The following is a 25,139-nucleotide window of genomic DNA, read 5'->3' as shown; positions in this document are numbered from 1 at the left end:
CGGGGGTAGGAGACTGGGGAATGAAGATGTTTTTGGGCGGCACCGCTGCCGTCGCTATCGCCGCCGCGCTGATCGCAGCACCTGTTCTGGCCCGCAATGCTGGCGCTGACGCTTCCTTGGTCGCTGCGACCGATGCTGCGGCCGGCGCGGAAGACGGGTCGCTCAAGCCGCTGACCTTCGGAAGCTGGGGCGTCGATCTGGGCGCGCGCGACACGTCAGTAAAGCCGGGCGACGATTTCGACAAATATGCCAATGGCGCATGGTTCGCGCGCACCGAGATTCCGGCCGATCAGGCATCGGCCGGCGTCGATTACGATGTCTATAATCTGACGCAGCGTCAGCTCCGCCAGCTCGTCACCGGCGCACCCGCGACCAGTCAGGTCGGCGGGCTTTATCAAAGCTTCATGGACGAAAAGCGCGTCGCACAACTCGGCACCAAGCCGCTGATGGCGGATATCGCAGCCGTCGCGGCGATCAAGGACAAGAGCGAGATGGCGCGCTTTATGGGCGCGTCGCAGGGAAGCTTCGGCGCCTCGATCGTCGGTGGCGGTCCCTATGCCGATCCCGACACGCCGACGGTCAACGTCCTGTGGCTCGGGCAGGGCGGGATCGGGCTTCCCGACCGCGATTATTATCTGAACGACAGCTTCAAGCCGCAGCGTGAGGCCTATCGCGCCTATATCGCGCGGACGATGAAAATGATCGGTAACCCCGATCCCGAAAAGGCCGCCGATGCGGTGCTGGCGTTCGAGACCGAGATCGCCAAGGTGAGCTGGGCGATCGCCGAGCGCCGCGATCTGGGCAAGATCAACAACCCGATGTCGTCGGAGGCGCTGGCCGCCTATGCGCCCGGGCTCGACTGGAGCGCCTGGTTCGCGGGCGCCGAAATTCCGGCGCAGAAGCGCATCATCGTCAACGAAAATACCGCGATCCGCGACATCGCAGCGCTCTATGGCAAGACGCCGCTCGACACGCTGAAGCTGTGGCAGGAATTCCATGTCGCCGACAATGCGGCCAATTATCTGTCCGATGACTGGGTCGACAGCCGCTTCGAATTCTCGAAGGCGCTGAGCGGCGTGACCGAGATGCGGCCGCGCTGGAAGCGCGGGCTGCGCCTTGTCGATAGCAGCCTGGGCGAGCTGGTCGGCGAGGAATATGCGAAGCAATATTTCCCGCCGAGTGCCAAGGCCAAGATGGAATCGCTCGTCGCCAATCTGAAGCTGGCGATGGGCGACCGCATCCGCGGCAACAGCTGGATGGCGCCCGCCACCAAGGAAGCCGCGCTCGCTAAGCTGGACAAGATGGACGTGATGGTCGGCTACCCCGACAAGTGGCGCGACTATTCGGGGCTCAAGATCGATCCCGCCGATCTCTACGGCAATGTGAAGCGCAGCGCGGCGTTCGAATATGCCTATCAGCTCGCCGACCTGGACAAGCCGGTCGACCGCAAGAAATGGTCGATGAACGCGCAGGAAGTGAACGCCTACAACGGCGGGCTTGAAAACAAGATCGTTTTCCCGGCCGGTATTCTGCAGGCGCCCTATTTCAGCGAGACGGTCGACGATGCGGTCAACTATGGCGCGATCGGCGCCGTGATCGGCCATGAAATCACTCATGGTTTCGACGATCAGGGGCGCAAGATTGATGCGAGCGGCGCCGTGCGCGACTGGTGGACCAAGGAAGATGCCGCGCGCTTCGATGCGCAGGCCAAGGGCTTCGGCGCGCAATATGCGACCTATGAGGCGGCGCCGGGTGCGTTCATCAACCCCGATCTGACGATGGGCGAGAATCTCGCCGACCTTGCGGGGCTCGAGGTTGCCTATGACGCCTATCACCGGTCGCTGAACGGCAAGGAAGCGCCAGTGATCGACGGGCTGACCGGCGATCAGCGCTTCTTCCTCGCCTTTGCGCAGGCGTGGCGCGACAAGGCGCGCGAGGATGCGACCAAACAGCAGGTGGCGAGCGACCCCCACAGCCCGGCGCGCTGGCGCATCATCGGTCCGCTGCGCAACGTCGATGCGTGGTACAAGGCGTTCAACGTCGCACCGGGGGCCAAATATTATCTGAAGCCCGAGGATCGCACGCGCATCTGGTAAGCCGGCGACGTCCCGTTACCCATCCCACGCAATGCCGCTGGCTGCGGAACGCATCTTGCGGCAAAGCGTTGGACGGGCAGGGTGCTCGGATTTAGGAGATTTCTCGATGACCAGATCGATTTTTGCCGCCGCGGTCGTCGCGGCGCTGATGAGTTCGGCGCCGGCGATGGCTCAGAAGCTGCCAGATGGCACGACCGTTCAGGAACGTGCGGATACTGCCAAGCTCAATGCCGAACAGCTTGCGAAGGCCGATGCCGAAACCGCGCGCTATCAGCAGAGCGTTTCGCAATATGAGCAGCAAAAGGCTGCGATTGCCGAGCAGACGGCCGCGGCGCAGGCGAAATATGCCGATGAAACCGCCGCTTATGAAGCGGAAAAGGCTCGCGTCGCGGCGATGGCCGCCGAAGAACGCCAAAAGTGGGAAGCCGATGTCGCGGCCTGCAAGGCGGGCGACACCAGCCGCTGTGCCAAGCCGCAGCCCAAGGAATAGTGCTGCCAATCGGCACGCGATCCCGTGAGATTAAAGGGGCTCCGACGACAAGTCGGGGCCCCTTTTTATTGGCGCGCTTCCGTTCGTCCGTTGGTCGCACTTTGTAGGCGCTTCATCTTTCAATCGACTCGTCGCTGGGGCTGATCGAAGCGCGTATGAATGGCGCAGAAAATTGGCGCATTCCGTGGGTTGCGGGATGCGAGGCGACCCGACTTCCCCGGTTACGGCGCAGCGTGTCTCGCATCCCATAACGGATGAGAGGACTCCCCCATGTCACACCGTATTGCCAAATATTTGCTCATGACAGGCGCCGCTGCATTGTCGGCAGGCGCCGCCGCGCCGGTCGCGACTGCCGCCGAGGCGCGCGTCGCGGATACCGATGATGCGCCGACGGTCATCGTGCCGTACGGCGATCTCAATCTGAGCAGCGTCAAGGGCCGCGCTCGGCTGGAAACGCGCGTACGCATCGCCATTCGCGGCATGTGTCGTACCGATCCCCGAGCGACCCTGTCTCAGCGGGCGCAGGAACGCGACTGCATTGCCCATGCGCGTCGCAGCGCCGAACCGCAGATGGCGGCGTTGTTCGGTGGCAGCGATATGAAATTGGCACTTGAACGTCCGGCGGAGGTTGCCGTTCGCTAACCGGCGGTAGAGGCGGTCATGCGCCGTGCATGATCGCCTTTACGTCGTGCAGGTAAGTGCGACCGATCCGGTGCTGTCCGCCTTCGCCCAAGTCCACGCTCCACGCCCCGTCGCCATGATGCTTGAGGCCGACGATGCCGTCGCGCCGGACCATCTTGGACCGGTGAATGCGCATGAACTGATCGGGGTTCATCCGCTCTTCCAGTGATTTGATCGTCTGGTGGATCAGCCAGCTTCGGCTGCCGACATAGAGGCGCATATAGTCGCGCTCGGCCTCGATCAGATCGACTTGCGCCGCATCGATGCGCAGCATCTCACCGCGGTTCTGAACCCAGAATTCGTTGATCCACCGGCTCTTCGGCGGGGCAGTTCGCCCAGCGCTGCGCCATTCGCGCACGCGCGCCAGTGCCTTGGCAAGACGATCGGGCGACACGGGCTTGAGCAGATAGTCGACCGCGGCGACGTCGAAGGCTGCGACAGCATAGCGATCGAACGCCGTGACGAAGACGATGGCTGGCGGACAATCGAGCTTTTCGAGCGCGGTCGCCACCTCCAGCCCGTCGAGGTCGGGCATGGCGATATCGCAAAGCAACAGATCGGGCGCGAGCGCCTCGACCATGCGCAGCGCCGATGCGCCGTCGCTGGCGGTACCGACGAGCGAAACCCCGTCCTGCTGCCCCGCCAGAATCTGAAGCCGTTCGATCGCGAGCGGCTCGTCATCCACGATCAGGGTGCGCAGCGTCTGCAGCATGTCAGTGTCCTTCCCCTGCGATCGGCAGCCACAGCGATACCGCGAAGCCGCCGCTGTCCGACCGTCCCCATTCGCAGCCTGCCACCGGGCCGTAGCGTGTGATCAGCCGTTCGCGGACGTTGCCGAGGCCGAGGCCGGTGCCCGATTCGGGCGCCGGTGCGGCCGGATCGATGTCATTTTCGATCCGGATCACGAGCAGCCCATATTCGCTGCTCGCCGACAGGCGGATCGCAATCTTTCCCTTGCTGGGGGCAACACCATATTTGATCGCATTTTCGATGATCGGTTGCAGGATCAGCACCGGAACGCGCGCATTTTCCAGCGCTTTCGGCATCGTCACCTCGACCTGCAGGCGGTCGGGAAAGCGCGCCTGCTCGATCTGCAGATAGAGGCGCTGAAGCGCCATTTCCTCGTCGAGGCTGACGAGTTGTTCGGGATCGATCGCGAGGCTCGATCGCAGGAAGGACGACAGATTCATGATCATCGTCTCGGCCTCCGCCTGCGATCCGCGCATGACGAGCGTCGACAGCGAATTGAGCGTGTTGAACAGGAAGTGCGGGTTCACCTGATAGTGGAGCGCGCGCAGCTGCGCCGCCTGCGCCTCGACCCGGTAGCTGTTGGCGCGGCGCTCGACCGCGCGCATTTCGTTGGCATAGCCGAAGGCGACATAGAGCGCTGCCCATACCGCGAAGAAGAAATACCAGCGGATCGAGCTGTCGAGGATCAGCACCGTTTCCCAGGCAATGGGGAATTTGGACTGCACCTCTTCGATGATCTTCTGGGTATCGCCTGATGGAAACCAGTAGAAGAAGACGAGCAGATTGATGCTCGCGTAGATGACGACAAGGGGCACCGCGGCTCCCATCGCGACGGCGAGCCGCGCGCCAAAGCTTTTGGGCTGGACCCGCTGGATGAGCTGATAAAGGGCGAAGGTGCACAGGATGCCGGCGATGACGACGATCGCGCGGCGGCCGATCGCACCCCATTGCTCGGCGGCCCCGGCCAGCAAGGCCAGCCCGGTCGTGATCAGGAAATAGATCAGCCACATCGCGATGATCGAACCGATCGCGACGCGGGGATTGACGCGGGCGTCCGACGCGCGCCAGCCCGGCGATGCGGCCAGCATGTGCGCTCGCTGGTCGCGCAGCGTCTCTTTGCGGATGGTCATGTTCATTGCCGTCGCTTTTGCGCGAATATGGCGCAAAAAACTAGGTGCGCGCGCTGCGTCAGTCGAAGCCGCGCGCCTTTTGGTCGAAACGCGGCCGGTCAGGCGCCGCGGGGTTGCGGCAGCGTGCGGCGCCAGTTGCCGCGGCGATAGACGATCCACGCCATGGTCAGCGACGCGAACGAGGACAGCGGAAAGCTCCACCAGATCGCATCGCCGCCGAGCGCCGGGTAACCCAGATAATAGATGCCGAGGCGGATCGGGAACATCGACAGGAACAGGATTACGAGCGGCGGCACGACCGATCCGTTGGCGCGGAGCGTTCCGATCAGCACGATCGTCGTGCCGAAGGGCAGGAAGGTCCAGGTCGCGAGCAACTGGATATGGCGCGCGGCATCGATTGCCGCGGTATCGCTACCGAGGAAAAGGGCGAGCGCAGCTCGGTCGAAAAGGAGCAGCAGCGCGATCAGCACCCCGGTCATCATCAGGTTGATCGCGATGCCGCTATTGGTGATGGTGGTGACGCGGTTCCACTTTGCAGCGCCGATATTCTGCGCGACCATGGCGCTGACCGCCGCGCCGACCGCGAGCGCGGGCATCTGGACATAGTTCCACAATTGTAGCGTCGCGCCATAGGCAGCGGCGGTGACGAGCCCTTCGCGATTGACCAGCCCGACCATCACCAGCCCGGCGCCCGAAATGACGAGCATCTGCGCGCCCATCGGCAGCCCCTTGCCGATGATGAAGCGCAGTTCCTCCATATTGGGGAGGAGATATTTGAGTTCGGGTCCGCGCAGCCGCAGCACATGGTCGCGGGCATAGAACCAGCCGAGCATCGCGATCAGGCTGATCGTCCCGGCAATCGCCGTCGCGAGCGCGCTGCCCGCGATGCCGAGGCGCGGGAAGGGGCCGATGCCGAGGATCAGCAGCGGGTTGAGCGCGATGTCGAGGACGACCGACAACAGCATGAAGCGCAGCGGCGTCACCGCGTCGCCGGCGCCGCGCGACGCCATCATCAGCGTCACCGCCAGCATGCTTGCCGGGATCGCGATGAAGGTCACGCGCAGATAATCATGTGCAAGGTCAAAGGCTTCTGGCGGGGTCTTGAGCCAATGCAGGATGGTGGTCGAGGCGAACCAGCCGACGACGGCGATGACGAGCGAGAAGATCAGCGCGAGGCCGACGACGGCACCGGTGGCGCGGCGCGCCGCGTCGGTATCGCCGCGCCCGATCGCCTGGCCGATCAGCACCGTCGCGGCCATGCCGAAGCCGAAGAAGGTCGCGAACATCAGGAACATGATGATGTTCGCATTGGCCGTTGCGGCGAGCGCGCTGCCGCCGAGGAACTGGCCGACCCACACCGAATTGATCGACCCAGACAGCGTCTGCAGCACGTTCGATGCGAGCGTCGGCAAGGCGAAGAGGATCAGCGACTTCGCGATCGGCCCTTCGGTCAGGTTCATGCGTCCGGCGCCGCGCGCGGTCTGGCGCGGCGGAACCGGCGCGGCGGCGGGGTCGGCAGCGGCGGCGACCGGCGTAACGGACGCGTCTTCGCTCACCCCAGCCGCGCCAGCGCGGCGGTCAGGCGGTCGGCCTCGGCCTCCTTGGCGGCATGGTCGGCGCGCGCTTTGTCGACGGCTTCGGGTTTGGCGCGTTCGACGAACGAGGGGTTGTTCAGTCGGCCGGCAAGGCTGTCGCGTTCCTTGGCCGCGGCGGCGAGCGCCTTGGTCAGGCGTTCGCGCTCGGCCGCAATGTCGATGACGCCTTCGAGCGGGACGGTGATCGTCTCACCTTCGACGACGAGCTGCGCCGAGGCGCCTGCGGGCGCGGGATCGAAGCTGATCGCTTCCAGCCGCGCGAGACGGTCGAGCTGTGCCGCGAGCTTGTCGGTGCGGCCCTTGAGCGACGCCGGGAAATGCGCGGTCAGGCGCGCGCCTGGCGGCAGGCCGAGCTCGGCCTTGGCGGTACGCAGCTCGCTGACGAGCTTGATCAGCCAGTCGATATCGGCGCTGGCGCCAGCATCTTTTTCAGCCGCCGGAGCGGGCCATTTGGCCGTGATCAGCGGATAGTCGGCGCGGTCGCCGAGACCCGTCCACAGCTCTTCGGTGATGAAGGGCATGAAAGGGTGGAGCATGACAAGGATCTGGTCGAGCACCCAGCCCGCGACCGCCTTTGTCTCGTCGTCGATCGCGCCTTTGATCAGTTCCAGATACCAGTCGCAGAAACGGTCCCAGGCAAAGCTGTAGATCGCATTCGCGGCCTCGTCGAAGCGATAGGCGGCGAAGGCGCTCTCCATCGCCGCGACGGTCGCGGCGACTTCGCCGATGATCCAGCGGTTGACGGGCAGCGTTGCGGCGGGCGCCTCGAAACTGGTCGAGGCCGAAATGCCATTCGCGTCGCAGAAGCGCGCGGCGTTCCACAGCTTGGTCGCGAAATTGCGATAGCCCGCGAGGCGCGCATCATCCATCTTGATGTCGCGGCCCTGGCTTTCCATCGCCGCCATGAAGAAGCGCAAAGCGTCGGCGCCATATTGGTCGATCAGCCCGAGCGGATCGACGACGTTGCCCTTCGACTTCGACATCTTCGCGCCGTCGGGCGCGCGGACGAGGCCGTGGAGATAGAGCGTCTTCCACGGCACGTCGCCCATGAACTCCATCCCCTGCATCGCCATGCGCGCATCCCAGAAGAACAGGATGTCGAAGCCCGAGATGAGGACGTCGTTGGGGTAGTGGCGTTTCAGCAGGTCCGTATTCTCGGGCCAGCCGAGCGTTGCGAAGGGCCAGAGCGCCGAGGAGAACCAGGTATCGAGGACGTCCTCGTCGCGGGTCAGAGCGACGCCTGCGCCAGCCTGTGCCTGCGCTTCCTCTTCGGTCTCGGCAACGAAGATACGGCCATCCTCGGCATACCACGCTGGAATCCGGTGCCCCCACCAGAGCTGGCGCGAGACGCACCAGGGCTGGATATTCTCCATCCAGTTGAAGAAGGTCTTTTCCCACGTCTTGGGGACGATGTTGATCCGCCCGTCACGCACTGCCTGCATCGGGGGCTGCGCGAGCGTTTCGGCGTCGACATACCATTGGTCGGTCAGCCACGGCTCGATCACCACGCCGCCGCGATCGCCGAAGGGGGTCTGGATCGTGCGCGGTTCGGCGTCGTGTTCGTTGCCGTCCTTGTCGACATGCGGGATCAGGAAGCCAGCTTCCTTCATCCGCGCCACGACCAGTTCGCGCGCGCCATCGACGCCATCGCGCTTGAAGCGGTGGAGGCCGAGATATTCCTGCGGCACCAGCCCGTCGGCGGTCTGGATGACGTTCGCATCGCCATCGAACATGTTGAGCATCTCGGCGGGCTTGAACCCCGCGCGCTTGCCGACCTCGAAGTCGTTGAAATCATGCCCCGGCGTGATCTTCACCGCGCCCGAACCGAGTTCGGGATCGGCATGTTCGTCGGCGACGATCTTGAAACGGCGGCCGGTGATCGGCTGGAGGATGTCCTTGCCGATCACGCTCTTGTAGCGCGCGTCATCGGGATGCACCGCGACCGCCATGTCGGCGAGCATCGTTTCGGGGCGCGTCGTCGCAACCTCGACATAGTTACGCCCGTCATCGAGCGTCACACCGTCGGCGAGCGGGTATTTGAAGTGCCAGAAGCCGCCCTTCACCTCGACCGTTTCGACCTCGAGGTCGCTGATCGCGGTCTTGAGCTTGGGGTCCCAGTTCACCAGCCGCTTGTCGCGGTAGATCAGACCCTTTTTGTGCAGGTCGACGAACACCTTGACCACCGCGCGGGTGAAGTGCGGGTCCATCGTGAACTGTTCGCGCGACCAGTCCATCGAGCAGCCGAGGCGGCGGAGCTGGCCGGTGATCTGGCCGCCGCTTTCCGCTTTCCACTGCCAGACCTTCTCGACGAAGTCCTCGCGGCTGTAGTTGGTGCGCTTGTCCTGCCGCGCTTCCATCTGGCGTTCAACCACCATCTGCGTCGCGATGCCGGCATGATCCATGCCTACGACCCACAGCGCATCCTTGCCGCGCAGCCGCTCATAGCGGACGAGAACGTCCTGCAGCGTGTTGTCGAGCGCATGGCCGATATGCAGCGCGCCGGTAACGTTCGGCGGCGGGTTGACGATCGTGAAGGGCTGCGCATCGGGGCGGGCGGGGCGATAGAGCCCGCGGCTTTCCCATTCGTGAGACCATTTCGCCTCGATAGCGGCGGGATCGAAGGTTTTTTCCATCGGCATAGCCGGGCGCCTTTGCCAGCCGGGACGCGCAGCGGCAAGGGGGGACACGCACTTACTGCAAGCCATCGCGTGCCCCCGCGAAGGCGGTAACCCATCTTCTGCCGGTTCCAACTTGCACCGGCCGGTGATGGGCTCCCGCCTTCGCGGGAGCACGCGGTCTTGCCTATTTCTTCAGATAGCTGTCCAACCAATTAAACACGGTCTGGTGCCACTGGACGCTGTTCGCGCCCTTCAGCACCCAATGGTTTTCATCCGGAAAGACGAGCAGCTGCGACGGAACGCCGCGGCGCTGAAGCGCGGTGAAGGCGGCGAGGCCCTGCGTGTAGGGGATGCGGAAATCCTTCTCGCTGGTGATCACCAGCATCGGGGTTTTCCATTTGTCGACATGGTTCACCGGGTTCCATTTTTCATATTCTTCGGGAACCTTGAAATAGGGGCCGCCATGCTCCCATTCGTCGAACCACAGCTCCTCGGTTTCATAGGCCATCGCGCGTGCGTCGAAGACGCCGTCGTGCTGGACGAGGCATTTGAAACCGTCGGTCCACTGGCCGGCGATCCAGTTCATCATATAGCCGCCATAGGACGCGCCGAGCGCGCACGCGTTGGCGATGTCGAGCTGTGCATCCTGCTTGCCCGCCGCCGCGAGGCCGAGCTTCAGATCTTCGAGCGGCTTGCCGCCCCAATCCTTATTGATGCTGTCAGTGAAGGCTTGCCCGTAACCCGTTGATCCGTGGAAATCGACGGTGACGACGCCATAGCCCTGCTGCGCGAACAGGCGGGGGTTCCAGCGCGTCGACCAGCTGTTGCCGAAGCTGCCCTGCGGACCGCCATGGACGATGAAGGCGACCGGCAGCTTCGCGGCGGCGGCGTTCGCGGGCTTCAGGATCATCCCCCACACCTTGTCGCCATTGGCGCCGGCGAACTGCATGCGATCGAGCCGCACCGGGTCGAATTCGGCCATGCGGTCGGCGTTGACCGCGGTGAGCTGCGTCACCTTGCCCTTGGCATCGCGGACATAGACGTCGGTGGGGGCTAGGGCGGTGTTGCGCGCATAGAGCAGCGCGCCGCCGGGCAGCACGCTGACGTCGCCGATATTGCCGTCGAAGGCTTCGTTCGACGCCTTCAGCCGTTCGACCTTGCCGGTCGCCGCGTCGACGCGGAACACCGGGTGATCGAGGACATCGTCGGCGGTGACGTAGAGCGCTTTGCCGTCGGGCGCCCAAGCGATCGAGGCGACCGAGCGATCCCACGCATCGGTCAGCTTCTTCGTCTCGCCGCTATCGAGGTTGCGGAGCATCAGCACCTGCCGGTCAGCCTCATAACCCGGCCGCGCCATCGCGACATAGGCCAGCCATTTGCCGTCGGGCGACGGGGTGGGCAGGGTGTCGGTCGCCTGATTGGCCTCGGTCAGATTGACCGGCATCACGCGGCTGTCGACGAGCCAGCGATAGATGTCGAGGTTGGTCGAGGTCGGCTCGTGGCGATCGGCCTTGCGCAGCGTGAAATAGACGGTGCGGCTGTCGGCGCCCCAGGCAAGCTCTTCGCCGCCGCCAAAGGGTTTCGACGGCGTGTCGCCGACCAGTCCGGCCGCGACCGGCCGCGCCGCGCTCGCCTTGCCGTCCGCCAGATTGAAGACGAAGGGGCGGCTGTGGGTGCCGGGGGTTTCCCATGTGTCCCAGTGACGGACGAAGCCGGTGCCGTCCTTGTAGAGCCGCCCGCTGCCGGGGCCGACGAGCGCGCCCTTGTCCTTTACGTCCTTCGCTTCGCAGCCGAAATCGGCGCACTCCATCGGAATGTCGCCCCATGCGAGCAGGCGCGCGCCATCGGGCGAAATCTTGAAGCCCGCGACATCGGCCTTGGTATCGGTAACCTGCGTCGCGGCGCTGCCTGCGCTGGGATTTATCCGCCAGACCTGATCGCTGCCCGAGGCGTTCGAGATGAAATAAAGGCTGCCGTCGGGCGCAAATGCGGGCGACGATTCATTCTTGCCGGGGGCATCGGCGATTTGTGCGGGCTCGGCCTCCTTGGCCTTGCGATCGACGAGCCAGAGCCCGGTCGAGCGCTTGTAGGTTTCGGGCGCTGTCTCGGTCATCTGGAACACGACCCACCGCCCGTCGGGCGAAGCCGTGGGCGCAGCGACGCGGTTGAGCGTCGCAAGATCGACCTCGGTCATCGGCCGGGCGAGAGCGGGCGTGCAAAGGGCGGCGGCGAGCGCGAGCGCGCCAGGGACGAGAATGTTACGCATGCCGTCGGTGTAGCGCTGCGGCGGGAAGGTTCAAGCCCCGAAGGCGGGTTTCAATATCTGCAATAAAATCCTCATGATGATCAAGGAGCATAAATAGAAAAGTGGCAATAATTTCCCAAGATAAACTATAAAATTATTCTTGCGCCGTCATTTTCTCTTCTATGTTAACTTTATAAATATCATAACTCATATAAAAATTTATTTTGCGGCATTTCTGATGAATTATGCGAATTCGACATGTCTACAAGTGCAATCATCATCTGTTTCAATGCGCGCAATGCTCTTGCGCAATAAGCTTTGAAGCGGTTCAGCCAGATTGAATCGCAGATTTTCACTTAAATCCGTACTGTCTGCCGCGATCCGAACGATTGGCGGAGCAGGCGCCTCGCCTGCTCTTCTAAGCATATGTTCTGCATCGACCGCGAGAATAAGCGCAGCTGCCGAGGCTAGATCCGGCAGCGTCGCCGGATTTGCATGGCCGCTGGCTCGGCAAAGTTGAAGATTGGAGAAGCGGGTGTGCAGCGTCCAGTGCGACGAGCTGATCTCGATTTCACGGTGAAGGATAAGGCCAGTTTTCAGCCGTTCGGTTGCGTTGACAAGCGCGACGGCCTTTCGGCCATCGAGTCTCGGCCTTTTCAAAAGCGCCGGCACCGACGGAGAGTGAAGCAAGGCGTCATCATCGGCGACAATGCGCAGACCGTCAGGAAAGTGGGGGAACAAGGCGCGCGCGTCGCGCGTCCAGCCTCGGAATATATGATATGGCGAAACCATGCCTGTTTCCGAGAAACCCGCAACCCAACGCGCGTCCATGGGTTGGATGGGGGCAGGCTCAAGATTCGGCATCTCAAATGGCGGACTGACATTATTGCTTCGACCGAGAGATTCAGGATGTCTGGGAAGGACGGGATCATCAACTCTTCCGCCTCGCGCTCGATCGTAGATCAGGCGGCAGGGTACCCCCAATGCCTGCAGATCGGCGGTACCGTATTGCGCTCCGGCGAGAAGGGGATGGCGCATTGCGCCATAGATCGCCCGCTTGAACAGCCACTCTTCCTTCGACCATGGCCCAGCCCAGTCGTGGGGGGCATCAGACATTTTTGCCACGAGCTGATTAACATGCCTCTGCCTGCCGTCATGATCATTCGCAAAGTGGGGGCTGCGCGACCTCGTCACCGCCACGTCAATGTCGCCAACGCTATCCGCGCCTCGCATGAGGCTGCCAAATAGCCAGACTTGATCGACGTCCTGCACGCCATCCGGATTGCACCTGAGAGCTTCTATCCGATCCAGAAAGCTGTTCAGAACTGCCTGCGCCTTCGCCAAGGGCGTTCGCGGGTTTGCCTTGGCGAGGGCGAGCGCCTCGCCGGTCTCGGTAAGTTTCGTTATCGTGGGATCGATCAACCCTCTGTCGAGGCATTCCTCGAATACGATGGCACCGTCGCTGCGTTCGGGAAACACGGTCTTCAGATCTATTGTCTTGCCTGGCGAGCGCGTTCGCGAGAAGCTGAGCAGCGCGCGCTTGAAAACCGAGGGCCGATAACCTGCTATCCGTGCGCTCCTGTCAAAGCTAATCCCCATGTCTTCAACTCCGGAGCTGCAACGCGTTCAGGGCAGATTGTTTTAACGATGGTCGCAAGGTGTTCGACCTGTCGCCGACGTGACGGCTGGAAGCATTGCCGTCCCGTCGCCTGATTATCCAGAACTGCGCTGGGCCTTTCCACACGACGTTTGTACGCCAAGGCCTGTTTTTCTACGCCAGTCTGCCGCAACTCGGCCCAGTGGAGGCTCTGCGTCGTGACCGGCCGGCTCAGCATGCGGGAGTATGGCCACGCGTTCTCAAACGCCGGCGGTGTGTCGAGAGATGTCGGCTATCACCCGGAGCGCGGGTCTACACGTCACCCCGACACCGGTTCAGCGCTTCCATTTTGCGCTCGACCGATCTGCCGCTCACGTCATTTTCGTCCGCCATATTCTCATCCGTCAAGAGGGCGGTGCGCTGCCTCGAAAAGTGTTAGATAGTCAGGGGCGAACTGAGGCGTTGGCTTCGAGTTCGGCAATCCGTTCTGAGCAAACCGCGTGAACCGCGCGACCGAGTTCCTCGACGCAGCCGCCGAGCCACGTCAGCTCCTCTTCGGTGATGCGGTAATGCTTCGAATAGCGGGCCTTCACGTAGGCCTCTTTCAGCTTCTCAAACCGCGCCCGATCTACGCGGTGGTCGCGCGGCCAGGCATCAACCAGCCGCATGTCAATCCGCTCGGCCTGGGTGCGCAGGAAGGCCAAGTTGTGGACGTGTGGCGTGTAGAAGGTGCAAACCAATAGGACGCAGTGGTAAAGGCGCTCCGTGGCTTGATGCGTGTCGAAGGCGGCGTCTTTCAAATAGCCCTTTTCGAGATCGAACTTGGAGATTTCGAACCGCTTCATCGCGGACGGAAACCACTCGTCGAAATACTCCCGCGCCATCGCCAACGCCTGCTCGGGCGTCTTCGGTTTGGGAGTGTGAAGCGGTTTGTTGTCGTATTCGTAGAGCGCGATGCCGTCGCGCGCGACGTCCATGAAGAAATAGCGGCCGTGGGCCAGCCCGTCGTTCACCTCCTGCAGGGTGTGGACGATGAAGTTGACGGGCGTCTTGAGCGTCTTGTCGATCGCGAGTTCGCGAATGAGCCGGTCTTCGAGCTTACCCCAGAAATCGACCTTCTCGGTTAGCCGCTTGTCGTTAACGATGATGAGAAGGTCGAAGTCCGAGCGATAGCCCTTGGCGGTATGAGGCTCATCGACCCAGCCGCCGCGCGCATAGCTGCCATAGAGAATGATCTTGTCGATCCGCCCCTTCTTCTTCCAGCTCATCGTACCGAGCGCCAATGCATCCTCGAACTCTTCGAAGATGATCTGTTTCACGCGATCGAGCTCGCGCTGCTTGTTGGCTGGAAGATGGTCGAGGTCGGTTTTCATCGCTGGCGGCACCCTGTCGGTGCGGCGGCTGCTTGGCAAGGTCGAAGCGGCGCTAACGCCGACAGAATTGCCGCCACCTGCGGTTCTTTCTGTGGGCGGCCTGCGCGGTGACCCGCAAACTGAGGTTCATCGCTTGCGCGCGCGACCTTGGCAACGCTGACGTCATGACGCTTGGTAAGCTCGATGACGCTTGGTAAGCTCGCGATAGCTCAGTTCCCCGACGCCCTGGCCGAGAAAGATCGCGCGATCCTTCTCGTCAATCCGATCGACGGCGCGCTCATATTGGTCGAGCAGGTGGCGCCGCGCGCGGGTGTAGCGGCTCCCTGCTTTCGCTCGTCGCGGTAGTTCGCCCAATCCGCCATCATCACCCGGAGCTTCTCACGGACCTTGCCCAGCCGGTAAGCCGCCTCGACCTTGTTGGCGACCGTGTCGGCGAGCGCGGCTTCGGCAACATCGCTCGGGCGGTTGGTTTCTTCGTTCACCCAATCCCCGAAGGACGAGCGGATACGAAGCGCCCCTCAAACCCGCAGCTAAGCTGGGGCTTTGGGGGCGGTTCGGCAGAGAGTGGGATTAGAACTTGGCGGAGCGGGAGGGATTCGAACCCTCGATACGCTTTTGACGTATACTCACTTTCCAGGCGAGCGCCTTCGACCACTCGGCCACCGCTCCGCATCTTGCACTGGAAGGCGCGCCCTAATCGCTTGGCGGGGCTTTCGCAAGTCGCATGGCCATGGCAGACAGGCGGCATGAAATATCTTCTGCTCGCCGCGGCTGCGGCATCGCTCGCCATTCCCGTTCAAGCCCAGGAAGCGACTGAGGTGCCGTCGCCGGGCGAGATTGCGGCCGCGGCGCCCGCGAAGGACTGGATTGCGATCCCGGCGTCGGACCTGCTCGTGATGGACCTTACGCCCGACGCCAAGGGCAAGGCGCGCCGCGTGGTCATCCAGCTGATACCCGCGCCGTTCAGCCAGGGCTGGATCGGCAATATCCGCAAGCTCGCCGCCGCTCACTGGTGGGACGGCACCAGCGTCAACCGAGTGCAGGATAATTATGTCGCGCAGTGGGGGGAGGCGACCGAGAAGAAGCCTTTGCCCGAGGGTTTGGTAACGGTGCCGGAGAGTGAATATTCGGTACTGCCCCACATCTTGGTGGCTCATGAAACCCGTAGTCCGGCCTTGCCGCCGTCCCCGCACCGACCGCGCGGCGATACGTACGCAGAGTTCACCGGTTTTGTCGCAGGCTGGCCTGTCGCCTATGATCATCAGAGCGAATGGCCTGTTCATTGCTATGGCATGGTCGGCGTCGGCCGTAACATGTCGCCCGATACCGGTTCGGGCGCCGAGCTTTATGCCGTCATCGGCCACGCGCCTCGCCACCTCGACCGCAATATCGCGCTCGTCGGCCGCGTGATCAGCGGGATCGAATATCTGTCGAGCCTGCCGCGTGGCACTGGACCGCTGGGTTTTTACGAGGATGAAGCCGAGCGCGTCGGGATCCGCTCGATCAGGCTTGTCAGCGACCTTCCGGCGGGGGACCAGCCGCGCTTCGAATATTTGTCGACCGACAGCGATGCCTTCATTAACTATGCCGACGCCCGCGCGAACCGGCGTGATCCCTTCTTCATCCGCCCTGCGGGCGGCGCCGATATCTGCAATATCCCCGTGCCGATCCGGCCCATCGCGGCTAAATAGGCGCGCGTGGAAGATTTCACCGTCACGACGCCGCTCTGGCGCTGGCAGTCGGCGACCGCGCCCGCAGCCTGGTTTTTCCTGACCATCGCGGGTGAGGCGGCAGACGGGATCCGCTTCGCAGCGATCGGCGGACAGTGGCTCGACGGCCGCAAGGGATTCGGGTCGGCAAAGGTGCGCGCGACCGTCGGTGATACCTGCTGGACTACATCGGTCTTCCCGCACAAGGAAAGCGGCGGCTGGCTGCTGCCGGTCAAAGCGGCTGTGCGCAAGGCAGAGGGCTTGGCGGAAGGCGACGCGGTAACGGTGACGGTCAGTCTTTAAGTGAGTCGCCGGACTTTTCGTCGTGCGTCCGGGCTTCGCGCGTCTGCGCCTTGCGCTTGCGCAGGTTCGCGCGCAGCGCTTCCGCAAGGCGGCGTTCGCGCTCCAAATCGGCGGGGGAAGGCGTCTTGGACATTGCCGCGTCCATGCCCCCGAATTCGGTAAAAGGTCAAGCCTCGCACCTTGACAGGCGCGGGCCACCCCGCCATAGGCCGCGCCTGCCCAGCGAGCGTGACGCCGCGATGGGCCCGGATGCTGCTGTAGCTCAGTGGTAGAGCGCACCCTTGGTAAGGGTGAGGTCGAGAGTTCAATCCTCTCCAGCAGCACCATTTCTTCCTGAGACTGATAACTGAGACCCGGTGCAAACCGGCGTCCGATAATCCCACCTATGCGGATGACCGCGTCGTCGCTAGGGAAGAGGGAAGCGCGGCAGGGGGTGATGGATCATGGCGAGTGAGGGTGAAGGGCGGGGCGCGGACGGGCGTTGGTCCTTTCTGGTCATCCTGATCGCCATTTCGGCCGCCTTTGCGCTTGTTTTGTGGCCGTTTCTGACGGCTATCCTCTGGGCGATAATCGCGGCGATCCTGTTCACGCCGGTCTATCGCCGCTTGCTCGCGCGCATGCCCGGCTGGCCGAACAGCGCCGCCCTGCTGACCCTGCTACTGATCGTCGGGATCGTCATCCTCCCGGCGGCTATCCTGAGCGTGGCGCTGGTCGGGGAGGCGACGACGGTCTATCTGCGCATTCAGTCGGGCGATATCGACATTGCGCGTATTTTCGCGACCTTGTTCGCCGGACTGCCCGGTTGGGCGACGACCCTGCTTGCCAATCTGGGAGTCAAGGATCTCGCCGACGCGCGCGACATCTTCGGATCGGGCGCGGCCGACGGCGTGCGCGCGGTGCTGGGGCAGGCGCTCCTGTTCGGCCAGAGCATCTTCGGGCTGCTCGTGAAGCTGAGCGTCGTGCTCTATCTCGCCTTCTTCCTGCTGCGCGATGGCGATGCGCTGCAGCGCCGTGTTGCGGCGGCCGTGCCGCTGCGCGCCGACCAGCTTGGCCTGCTCGTCGATCGTTTCATCGTGGTGGTGCGCGCGACGATTAAGGGCAGCATCGTTGTCGCGATCATCCAGGGGATGATTGGCGGGACGGTGCTGTGGATGCTGGGGATCGAGGCACCGTTGCTCTGGGGTGTGCTGATGGGCGCAGCATCGCTGATCCCGGCGGTCGGAACCGGGCTCGTCTGGGTGCCGATGGCGCTCTATCTCTTTTTCAGTGGCGCGATCTGGCAGGGGGCGGTGCTGGTCTTTTGCGGCCTCTTCGTCATCGGGATGGTCGACAATCTGCTGCGCCCGATACTGGTGGGGCGCGAGACGCGCATCCCCGATTATGTCGTGCTGATCACGACTCTGGGCGGCCTGCAATTGTTCGGGTTTCACGGCATCGTGATCGGTCCGGTGATCGCGGCGATGTTCATCGCGGTTTGGGACATCGCGGCGCAGATGCGTGGAGAGGCTCTGCCGCCGCCGGCCTAAATCTTCGCTTCGAGCAGCCAGTCGTGAAACAGCTTGACCGCGGGCTGGCGCAGCGCGCGGGGGCGGCAGACGAACCAATAACTGTAAGGGCTGTCGACGTCGAAATCGAACAGACGCACTAGCCTCGGATCCTGTGCGTCGTCGAAATGATGACCGTGCATGAAAGCGACGCCGATCCCCTGCGCCGCGGCCTCGAGCATCAACGGACCCGAATCGAAGAAGTCGGTTCCCATAGGTTCGAGATAGGGCATGCCGATTGCACTGCGCCATTCGTTGAAGGTTTCCGGCATTTCGCGGTGCAGCAGGATCGTCGCGCGCTGCAGCTGTTCGGGCACCGCAATCGGGCGCTCGCCATCGGTCAGCCCCCGCGCCGCGATCGGGAACACTTTGTCCTGATCGAGCCTGGCTGCATAAAGCGCCGGATCAATTGCGCGGGCAAGCGCGATCGCGGCGTCGATGCCTTCGCCGAGCCGCGATTCCCCGTGCGACAGCGTGTCGATGTCGATGTGCAATTCGGGATGCGCGCGGCGCAGTTCCGGCAAGCGCGGGAACAGGCGTTGCTGCGCGAAGAGCGGCAGCACATTGAGGTGCAGCCTTACCGACGCGTCGGGACTCCCGACCTGGCCGATAACGCTGCGTAGCTCGTCGAGGATGGGCGACAACTGGTCCTGCAGGTCGCGCCCTGCCTCGGTCAGTCGCAGCCCATGGTGATGCCGATCGAACAGCGGTCGACCGACCGCGTGTTCTAGCGTCTGGATACGGCGCGATAGGGCAGGCATCGAAAGGCCAAGCTCGCTCGCGGCGGCCTTCACCGTGCCATGACGGGCAACCTCCAGAAAGGCTTCCATACTGCTGAGGGGAGGAAGGCGTGGCATGATCTGTCTCGATGGCGATGATGACATGCGTGTCAATCCCGCGCCAGACTTTTGTGCAGTGCGGCATGATTGGTTGGGGCCCAGGGTCAGGACCCGCTAATTCCGCGATCGAGGTTTGAAGCGATTCTGCTCAGGGCGAGGAGAAAAGGCGAAGGAATATGTCGATATTTCGAGACTTTTCGACGACGCCATGGGCAAAATCGGTCAAATCCCGCAGGGACGCCGAAATGGCTTCGATCTCAGGCCCGTGCGGCCTTGCGGGTAGCGATGCTACCCGCTGCACCCGCCCAGACCCAATATCTTCGCCATTTCGACGCCTCGAACGTGGAATTAGTGGGTCCTGACCCTAGGGGTCGTAAATCTGGAACCGCCATCCTATCTTCGCCGTTCTGAACTCTTTGTGGGAGATTGGCGTTGGCCGACGCACCGGTAAAAGAAAAGCAGGTCAAGCTTCAGGTGGCGACGCTGCGGGCGGAAGAGAGCGGGGCCGGCATCGCCCGGATTCCGCGCACTGCAATGGCCGAGCTCGGTGTGACCGAGGGCGATGTCATCCAGATCAGCGGCAAACGCGACACCGCGGCGCGTGTCGTAACGCCCTATGCCGAGGATGAGGGGATCGAGGTAATCCGCCTTGACGGCTTGCAACGCGCCAATGCGGGCGCCGGCGCCGGCGATATGGTGCATCTGAGCCGCGTCGAGATGCGGCCCGCGACGCGCGTGGTTTTCGCACCTGCTCAGGAAAATCTGCGGCTTCAGGGCTCGGCCAATGCGCTCAAGCGCAGTTTCTTCGGCCGTCCGCTGGTCGCCGGCGACACAGTCGCGACCGCCGGGCAGCAGCGCGTTCCTGCAGGCGATATGCCGCCGCAACTGCGCCAGATGCTCAACGCGCCAGCCTATGCGCTCGCCGAGGTGCGCCTGCTTGTTGTCTCGGCGAATCCGAAGGGCGTCGTGTTCATCGATGAAAGCACCGAAGTCGAACTGCTTTCGGAATATCAGGAGCCGCAGGACGCGCGGCGCACCGACGTTACCTATGACGATCTGGGCGGGCTTGGTGACACGATCAATCAGCTGCGCGAGATGGTCGAGCTGCCGCTGCGCTATCCCGAACTGTTTCAGCGGCTCGGCGTCGATCCGCCTCGCGGCGTGCTGCTCCACGGCCCGCCGGGAACCGGCAAGACGCGGCTTGCGCGCGCCGTTGCGAACGAAAGTGATGCACAGTTTTTCCTGATCAACGGGCCGGAGATCATGGGCAGCGCCTATGGCGAGTCCGAGAAGCGCCTGCGCGAGATTTTCGAGGCCGCGACCAAGGCCGCGCCGTCGATCGTCTTCATCGACGAGATCGACTCGATCGCGCCGAAGCGCGGACAGGTAACCGGCGAGGCCGAAAAGCGCATCGTCGCGCAGCTTCTGACGCTGATGGACGGGCTCGAACCGCGCACCAATCTGGTGGTCATTGCGGCAACAAACCGCCCCGACGCGATTGACGAGGCGCTGCGTCGTCCGGGCCGCTTCGACCGCGAGATCGTGATCGGTGTGCCCGATGAGAGCGGGCGCCGCGAGATACTCGCGATCCATACCCGCGGCATGCCGCTGGGTGACGACGTCGATCTGGGCGAGCTTGCGCGCACAACCTTTGGTTTTGTCGGGGCGGACATGGCCGCGCTGACGCGCGAGGCGGCCATCGAGGCGGTGCGGCGGATCATGCCCAAGCTGAACCTTGAGGAAGGAACGATCCCGCCCGAAGTTCTCGCGGAATTGCGCGTGACGCGCGACGACTTTCTGAATGCGCTGAAGCGCGTCCAACCGTCGGCGATGCGCGAGGTGATGGTGCAGGCGCCGAAAACGCGCTGGAGCGACATCGGAGGGCTCGACGCGGCGCGCGACAAGATGATCGAAGGCATCGAACTGCCGCTCAAACATCCCGAGGCGTTCCGGCGGCTGGGTATCCGCGCGGCGAAGGGCTTTCTGCTCTATGGTCCGCCCGGTACGGGCAAGACCTTGCTGGCAAAAGCCGCAGCGCGCGAATCGGACGCGAATTTCATTGCGATCAAATCCTCGGACCTTCTGTCCAAATGGTATGGCGAGAGCGAGCAGCAGATTGCCCGGTTGTTTGCACGCGCCCGCGCCGTCGCGCCGACGATCATCTTCATCGACGAACTCGACAGCCTGGTGCCGGCGCGCGGCAGCGGAACGTCGGGTGAGCCGCAGGTGACCGAGCGCGTCGTCAACACGATCCTGGCCGAGATGGACGGAATCGAAGAGATGCAATCGGTGATCGTCATCGGCGCGACAAACCGCCCGAACCTGATAGATCCCGCGCTGCTCCGCCCGGGACGGCTCGACGAGCTGATCTATGTCTCGGTTCCGAATGCCGAGGGACGGAGGCGCATTCTGGAGATCCATACCGCCAAAATGCCGCTCGCCGACGATGTGTCGCTCGACACGCTCGCCGAGCGCAGCGACCGCTTTACGGGCGCCGATCTGGAGGATCTGGTGCGCCGGGCGGGGCTTGCCGCGCTCAAGCGATCGATCGCGAGCGATCTCGTCACCATGGCCGATTTTGAAGCCGCGCTGAAGGATACCCGCGCTTCGGTCACGGAGGCGATGGAGCGCGACTATGAAAAAATCCAGGGCGAGATCAAGCAGCAGGCGATGAGCATCGATCCGATCGGCTTTTTCGCGCCCGGCATGCTGAAACCCGTTCGCGAGCAGAAGCACGCCGATGATGCGAAGGGCTGACGCGAAGCGCTAATGCTCAGTTTGCGGGCTGGTCCTGTCGCAAGGCGGACCAGCCCCAGAGGACGAGCCAGCCGCAAAAAGCGGCCATCAGTCCATAGCTGATCATCGGGTGCCAATTGTAGAGCAGGACGCCGATGGCGGGCGAGATGATATAGGCCGATCCATTGATCGACGCGGTCATCCCGGCGACGCTGCCCTGGTCGCGGCGCGGGACGGAGAGCGAGGCGCCGGCGGTAAATCCGGGCCGGAACAGTCCGAAGCCGAGCGAGGCGAGGGCGAAACCGATGACGATCGCGTGCAGATCCTGCGCCAGCCCGGTCATGAGGATGCCGACGCCCCCAAAAGCGGCGCCGTACAGGACGGTGGTGCGCGGGGTCATCTTGAGCAGCGGGATCAGCCCCCATTGCGAGAGCAGCGTCGCAAAGGCGCCGGCCATCAGCACGATACCGGTAATAGCCGCGCCTTCGTCGGGCCGCAGACGCAGATGCAGCCGGTCGAGAATGAGGAAGCCGATGACGCCGAGCATCATCGCCTGCGCCTGGCCGCCGAAAAATCCCGCGAGCAGCCAGGGGCGCACGCGCCGGTCGCGCCAGCCGAGCGATTCCTGCTCGGCGGGGTCGAGTTCATTCTCATCCTCGGCGGTCGGTTCGCCCGGTCCTGCAGAGAGCGGATAGGAGGCGATCGCACCGCGTGCCGCGAAGCGCGGCATATCGTCGGGAAGCCGCCAGCGCAGCATCACAAGCACCGTGAGGCCGATCAGGGCAAAGACGAGCAACGGCCCTGCAAGGCCGAAGATCGGGAGGATGAAGAAGGGCGCAACCGCGGGGCCGATCACCGTGCCGAGCCCGAAGGAGGAGGAGACCAGCGACAGCGCCTGCGTGCGCTCCTCGGGATCGGTGCGTGCGGCAACATAGGCCTGGACCGCGGGCGGCGCGGCCGATCCGAAACCGCCATAAAGACTGCGGAACAGCGCGAAGAGAATGAAGGTCGCGCCGGCGGCGAGCCAGCCCTGGAGCCCGGCCCACAAGGTCACGCCGCACAGCGCCATCGACAGGAAAAAACCGATGATTCCGCGCGCCATCAGCACCTTGCGCCCGCGCTTGTCCGACTGGCGCGCCCAATAGGGAGCGGTAAGCACCCAGAGCAAGGCCGACCAGCTGAACGCCAGGCTGACCCAGACATCGGGGATGTGAAGCTTGGCGCCGATGGCGGGAAGGATCGACTGCATTGCGGTATTGCCCGCGGCGGCGACGAGCATGATGGCGAAGAGGACGGCCATGCGATCGGCCGGAATCGAGCGCGTCATATTGCTCAATTCGTCCTCCCCCTGTTTTCCAACCATTTACCGCAAGTGCCTGTTTCCCTACACGCCGCCGGGCGTCTGTCCAGTGTCAAGACAGACTCTTTTCTTGCGCCGCCGCCACGATTTTGCCACTCCACCAAGAACCGCAACAACGCGAAAGCCATCATGACCAATCCGCGGGCGCAGGCCCAAGAATCGAAAATCGCGATGTCCCGTCGGATCCGCGAGAGGCTGAAGCGATTTTTTGGCCCTTGGGGTATGTTCGTGAAGGGATTCATCAAGCATCCCGTCATGGTCGGGTCGATCGTGCCCTCCTCACCGACGCTGATCCGCCACATGCTGCGGCCCGTCGACTGGAAGAATACCAAGCTGTTCGTCGAATATGGCCCCGGCGTCGGCACCTTTTGCCGCCCGGTCCTTGAACGGCTGGCGGGCGATGCGATGCTGATCGCGATCGACACGAACGAGGATTTCATCGCCTATCTGCGCAAGGAGATCCGCGACAGCCGCTTCGTCGCGGTGCATGGCTCCGCGGCAGACGTTGAGGAAATCGTCAAGGCGCACGGATTCGACAAGGCCGATTATGTGCTGTCGGGTCTGCCCTTTTCGACGCTCCCGGCGGGCGTCGGGCCGGCAATCGCGGCCGCGACGCACCGCGTGCTGCGCCCGGGCGGGGCCTTCCTCGTCTATCAGTTCCGCGCCCGCGCGCGCGATTTTCTCGCGGCACATTTCAAGCGCATCGACAACGCCTTCGAATGGGTCAATGTCCCGCCCTGTTTCCTGTTCTGGGGCTGGAAAGACTGAGCCCTCAAAGCTCGGGATCGGGTTCGGCGAGCCCGAAATTCAGCCGCCGCGATACCGTATAATCGGCCATGCCCACCACGAACCAGGCAAGCGTCCAGCGCAGGCGGGTCAGCCAGCCGGCGCGGGCTTTGTGCGTTTCGGCGGTGATTATGTCGCAATCCTCTTCGAGCCCCGCAACGAAACCGCGCATGCGCTGTGCAAAGTCCGCATCCGCGATCCGCACCATGATCTCGACATTCACGAACAGGCTGCGCACGTCGAAATTGGCCGATCCGATATAGACGATGTCGTCGATGACGATCAGCTTCATGTGCAATTTGCACGGCCGATATTCCCAAACTGCGCCGCCTTTGCGCAGAAGATAGCCGTAGAGAAGGCGCGAGGCACCGATCGTCGCGGCATTGTCAGATTTGCTCGCCATGACGAACCGCGCGCGCCCGAAGCGCGCGACGCGTCCGAGCCGGCGCAACATCCCCTGCGTCGGCGAGAAATAGGCCATCGCCATGTCGAGTTGCCGCGCCCCCCCGAGATCGGCGCGCACGGCGCGCGCCCATGGTGAGAGGCGCTGCGTCGGTCCGCCGACAAGCCAGGTTACGGCGCTATTTTCGACCGGCCATTCGCGGATCAGCCGCCGGAGCATGAGGAGTTTGCCGTCGTGGTTGACGGCATAGTCGCGGATTTGCGCGAACCACTGGACGCCGCGTTCGACGCTCGGCCCGCGCAGGATCATCCCCAGATCGAACCAGCAGTCGGCACGCGGCGCGCTCAGATAGTCGTCGGATATGTTGAAGCCGCCGGTGATCGCGATTTCGCCGTCGATCAGGATCAGCTTTTGATGGTTGCGGATCAGATAGCTCGAACGCCAGCGGCGCGAGAAATAGGTCACTTCGCCGCCCGCGTCGCGCAGCGGCACGAAGATGCTGTCGGACGTGTTCGACGATCCGAAACTGTCGATGACCGCGCGCACGCGGACGCCGCGCCGCGCCGCGCGGGCAAGCGCGTCGAGCACGTCGGTCCCCGCGCTATCGCCCTCGAAGATATACATGACGAGGTCGATGCTGCGGATCGCGCCATTGATCAGGGCGAGCAACCGTTCGAGCCGCGCGGCGCCGTCGAACAGCAGTTCGATCCGGTGCCCCTCCACATCGGCGCTCCAATGCAATCGCTCGCGGGCAGGGGCAGGGGGCTCGGTCATCCTGCCCCTGTCATAAGCAGGAGCCGCGAAGCGCCGCAAGCACCCCGGTTTTGTTGACATATCGGGCGCTGCCTGCTAGCGCGCAGCGCTTGCCGCCATGCCCATCGGGC

At 63.5% G+C, this 25,139-nt stretch carries 20 protein-coding genes and 2 tRNA genes; 9 read left to right on the top strand and 13 right to left on the bottom strand.

All coding sequences use genetic code 11. The features are described from left to right. Window positions 1–20 precede the first annotated feature (20 nt). From ACT17R_RS12730 to ACT17R_RS12720, 3 genes are all read left to right on the top strand, one after another. On the top strand, window positions 21–2,096 hold the full coding sequence (locus ACT17R_RS12730) for a M13 family metallopeptidase (protein WP_444809549.1): 2,076 nt from the start codon (window positions 21–23) through the stop codon (window positions 2,094–2,096). Between the two features lie 106 nt (window positions 2,097–2,202). Then, a complete protein-coding gene (locus ACT17R_RS12725) occupies window positions 2,203–2,586 on the top strand; it encodes a hypothetical protein (RefSeq protein WP_003039050.1) in 384 nt (127 codons plus the stop codon). Window positions 2,587–2,886: 300 nt separating this feature from the next. Next, on the top strand, window positions 2,887–3,228 hold the full coding sequence (locus tag ACT17R_RS12720) for a UrcA family protein (RefSeq protein ID WP_058812048.1): 342 nt from the start codon (window positions 2,887–2,889) through the stop codon (window positions 3,226–3,228). A gap of 16 nt (window positions 3,229–3,244) precedes the next feature. Here the strand turns inward: ACT17R_RS12720 and ACT17R_RS12715 are convergent, their stop codons facing one another. The 9 genes from ACT17R_RS12715 to ACT17R_RS12675 form a co-directional block, all read right to left on the bottom strand. Then, window positions 3,245–3,979, bottom strand: coding sequence for a LytR/AlgR family response regulator transcription factor (locus ACT17R_RS12715; protein ID WP_003039043.1), 735 nt, complete (start codon window positions 3,977–3,979; stop codon window positions 3,245–3,247). 1 nt (window position 3,980) lies between these two features. After that, window positions 3,981–5,147, bottom strand: coding sequence for a sensor histidine kinase (locus ACT17R_RS12710; RefSeq protein ID WP_444809548.1), 1,167 nt, complete (start codon window positions 5,145–5,147; stop codon window positions 3,981–3,983). A 98-nt stretch (window positions 5,148–5,245) separates the two neighbouring features. Continuing rightward, window positions 5,246–6,607 carry an MATE family efflux transporter gene (locus tag ACT17R_RS12705; protein ID WP_444809757.1) on the bottom strand — a complete coding sequence of 454 codons (1,362 nt, stop codon included), beginning with the start codon at window positions 6,605–6,607 and terminating at the stop codon, window positions 5,246–5,248. Window positions 6,608–6,699: 92 nt separating this feature from the next. After that, complete coding sequence (locus tag ACT17R_RS12700) at window positions 6,700–9,381, bottom strand: valine--tRNA ligase (protein WP_444809547.1); 2,682 nt, start codon at window positions 9,379–9,381, stop codon at window positions 6,700–6,702. Window positions 9,382–9,544: 163 nt separating this feature from the next. Further along, window positions 9,545–11,626 carry a prolyl oligopeptidase family serine peptidase gene (locus ACT17R_RS12695; protein WP_444809546.1) on the bottom strand — a complete coding sequence of 694 codons (2,082 nt, stop codon included), beginning with the start codon at window positions 11,624–11,626 and terminating at the stop codon, window positions 9,545–9,547. 222 nt (window positions 11,627–11,848) lie between these two features. After that, entirely contained in the window at window positions 11,849–13,204 is a 1,356-nt protein-coding gene (locus ACT17R_RS12690) for a hypothetical protein (RefSeq protein WP_444809545.1), read from the bottom strand. Between the two features lie 441 nt (window positions 13,205–13,645). Next, a complete protein-coding gene (locus ACT17R_RS12685) occupies window positions 13,646–14,575 on the bottom strand; it encodes a HEPN domain-containing protein (protein ID WP_444809544.1) in 930 nt (309 codons plus the stop codon). A gap of 209 nt (window positions 14,576–14,784) precedes the next feature. Next, a complete protein-coding gene (locus ACT17R_RS12680) occupies window positions 14,785–15,057 on the bottom strand; it encodes a hypothetical protein (RefSeq protein WP_444809543.1) in 273 nt (90 codons plus the stop codon). 96 nt (window positions 15,058–15,153) lie between these two features. After that, window positions 15,154–15,244 (bottom strand) — tRNA-Ser (locus ACT17R_RS12675). 77 nt (window positions 15,245–15,321) lie between these two features. On the opposite strand from ACT17R_RS12675, the gene ACT17R_RS12670 reads away from it, so the two are divergent. Both ACT17R_RS12670 and ACT17R_RS12665 read left to right on the top strand, forming a co-directional pair. Beyond that, window positions 15,322–16,266, top strand: a complete 945-nt coding sequence (locus tag ACT17R_RS12670; protein WP_444809542.1) for a peptidylprolyl isomerase — start codon at window positions 15,322–15,324, stop codon at window positions 16,264–16,266. A 6-nt stretch (window positions 16,267–16,272) separates the two neighbouring features. Further along, window positions 16,273–16,587 carry a DUF1905 domain-containing protein gene (locus ACT17R_RS12665; protein ID WP_444809541.1) on the top strand — a complete coding sequence of 105 codons (315 nt, stop codon included), beginning with the start codon at window positions 16,273–16,275 and terminating at the stop codon, window positions 16,585–16,587. Here the strand turns inward: ACT17R_RS12665 and ACT17R_RS12660 are convergent. Next, the gene (locus ACT17R_RS12660; protein WP_444809540.1) at window positions 16,577–16,720 is read right to left on the bottom strand and encodes a hypothetical protein; all 144 of its coding nucleotides are present in this window, start codon (window positions 16,718–16,720) and stop codon (window positions 16,577–16,579) included. The genes ACT17R_RS12665 and ACT17R_RS12660 overlap by 11 nt on opposite strands. A 118-nt stretch (window positions 16,721–16,838) precedes the next feature. On the opposite strand from ACT17R_RS12660, the gene ACT17R_RS12655 reads away from it, so the two are divergent. Then, window positions 16,839–16,913: transfer RNA gene (locus ACT17R_RS12655), tRNA-Thr, on the top strand. A 117-nt stretch (window positions 16,914–17,030) separates the two neighbouring features. Next, complete coding sequence (locus ACT17R_RS12650) at window positions 17,031–18,113, top strand: AI-2E family transporter (protein ID WP_444809539.1); 1,083 nt, start codon at window positions 17,031–17,033, stop codon at window positions 18,111–18,113. Here the strand turns inward: ACT17R_RS12650 and ACT17R_RS12645 are convergent. After that, window positions 18,110–18,988 carry a LysR substrate-binding domain-containing protein gene (locus ACT17R_RS12645; RefSeq protein WP_444809538.1) on the bottom strand — a complete coding sequence of 293 codons (879 nt, stop codon included), beginning with the start codon at window positions 18,986–18,988 and terminating at the stop codon, window positions 18,110–18,112. The two genes, ACT17R_RS12650 and ACT17R_RS12645, sit on opposite strands and share 4 nt — an antisense overlap. Before the next feature lie 414 nt (window positions 18,989–19,402). On the opposite strand from ACT17R_RS12645, the gene ACT17R_RS12640 reads away from it, so the two are divergent. Beyond that, window positions 19,403–21,727 carry a CDC48 family AAA ATPase gene (locus ACT17R_RS12640; protein WP_444809537.1) on the top strand — a complete coding sequence of 775 codons (2,325 nt, stop codon included), beginning with the start codon at window positions 19,403–19,405 and terminating at the stop codon, window positions 21,725–21,727. A 16-nt stretch (window positions 21,728–21,743) separates the two neighbouring features. Here the strand turns inward: ACT17R_RS12640 and ACT17R_RS12635 are convergent, their stop codons facing one another. After that, the gene (locus ACT17R_RS12635) at window positions 21,744–23,033 is read right to left on the bottom strand and encodes an MFS transporter (RefSeq protein ID WP_231292898.1); all 1,290 of its coding nucleotides are present in this window, start codon (window positions 23,031–23,033) and stop codon (window positions 21,744–21,746) included. A gap of 204 nt (window positions 23,034–23,237) precedes the next feature. On the opposite strand from ACT17R_RS12635, the gene ACT17R_RS12630 reads away from it, so the two are divergent. Next, window positions 23,238–23,834, top strand: a complete 597-nt coding sequence (locus tag ACT17R_RS12630) for a class I SAM-dependent methyltransferase (RefSeq protein WP_051066408.1) — start codon at window positions 23,238–23,240, stop codon at window positions 23,832–23,834. Window positions 23,835–23,838: 4 nt separating this feature from the next. On the opposite strand, the gene ACT17R_RS12625 is transcribed toward ACT17R_RS12630, so the two are convergent. Then, complete coding sequence (locus tag ACT17R_RS12625) at window positions 23,839–25,029, bottom strand: phospholipase D-like domain-containing protein (RefSeq protein WP_444809536.1); 1,191 nt, start codon at window positions 25,027–25,029, stop codon at window positions 23,839–23,841. Window positions 25,030–25,139 lie beyond the last annotated feature (110 nt).

It is taken from the genome of Sphingopyxis sp. Q841, from assembly GCF_052384365.1.
In the GTDB taxonomy this organism is placed as follows: domain Bacteria; phylum Pseudomonadota; class Alphaproteobacteria; order Sphingomonadales; family Sphingomonadaceae; genus Sphingopyxis; species Sphingopyxis terrae_A.
Note: the sequence above shows the minus strand (reverse complement) of the source record. Positions and strands in the feature narration are given on the sequence as shown.

Coding starts and splice junctions, on each gene's coding strand:
- ACT17R_RS12730 (WP_444809549.1), top strand. CDS start 21: ATGAAGATGTTTTTGGGCGGCACCGCTGCCGTCGCTATCGCCGCCGCG.
- ACT17R_RS12725 (WP_003039050.1), top strand. CDS start 2,203: ATGACCAGATCGATTTTTGCCGCCGCGGTCGTCGCGGCGCTGATGAGT.
- ACT17R_RS12720 (WP_058812048.1), top strand. CDS start 2,887: ATGACAGGCGCCGCTGCATTGTCGGCAGGCGCCGCCGCGCCGGTCGCG.
- ACT17R_RS12715 (WP_003039043.1), bottom strand. CDS start 3,979: ATGCTGCAGACGCTGCGCACCCTGATCGTGGATGACGAGCCGCTCGCG.
- ACT17R_RS12710 (WP_444809548.1), bottom strand. CDS start 5,147: ATGACCATCCGCAAAGAGACGCTGCGCGACCAGCGAGCGCACATGCTG.
- ACT17R_RS12705 (WP_444809757.1), bottom strand. CDS start 6,607: ATGAACCTGACCGAAGGGCCGATCGCGAAGTCGCTGATCCTCTTCGCC.
- ACT17R_RS12700 (WP_444809547.1), bottom strand. CDS start 9,381: ATGCCGATGGAAAAAACCTTCGATCCCGCCGCTATCGAGGCGAAATGG.
- ACT17R_RS12695 (WP_444809546.1), bottom strand. CDS start 11,626: ATGCGTAACATTCTCGTCCCTGGCGCGCTCGCGCTCGCCGCCGCCCTT.
- ACT17R_RS12690 (WP_444809545.1), bottom strand. CDS start 13,204: ATGGGGATTAGCTTTGACAGGAGCGCACGGATAGCAGGTTATCGGCCC.
- ACT17R_RS12685 (WP_444809544.1), bottom strand. CDS start 14,575: ATGAAAACCGACCTCGACCATCTTCCAGCCAACAAGCAGCGCGAGCTC.
- ACT17R_RS12670 (WP_444809542.1), top strand. CDS start 15,322: ATGAAATATCTTCTGCTCGCCGCGGCTGCGGCATCGCTCGCCATTCCC.
- ACT17R_RS12660 (WP_444809540.1), bottom strand. CDS start 16,720: ATGTCCAAGACGCCTTCCCCCGCCGATTTGGAGCGCGAACGCCGCCTT.
- ACT17R_RS12650 (WP_444809539.1), top strand. CDS start 17,031: ATGGCGAGTGAGGGTGAAGGGCGGGGCGCGGACGGGCGTTGGTCCTTT.
- ACT17R_RS12645 (WP_444809538.1), bottom strand. CDS start 18,988: ATGCCACGCCTTCCTCCCCTCAGCAGTATGGAAGCCTTTCTGGAGGTT.
- ACT17R_RS12635 (WP_231292898.1), bottom strand. CDS start 23,033: ATGACGCGCTCGATTCCGGCCGATCGCATGGCCGTCCTCTTCGCCATC.
- ACT17R_RS12630 (WP_051066408.1), top strand. CDS start 23,238: ATGTCCCGTCGGATCCGCGAGAGGCTGAAGCGATTTTTTGGCCCTTGG.
- ACT17R_RS12625 (WP_444809536.1), bottom strand. CDS start 25,029: ATGACCGAGCCCCCTGCCCCTGCCCGCGAGCGATTGCATTGGAGCGCC.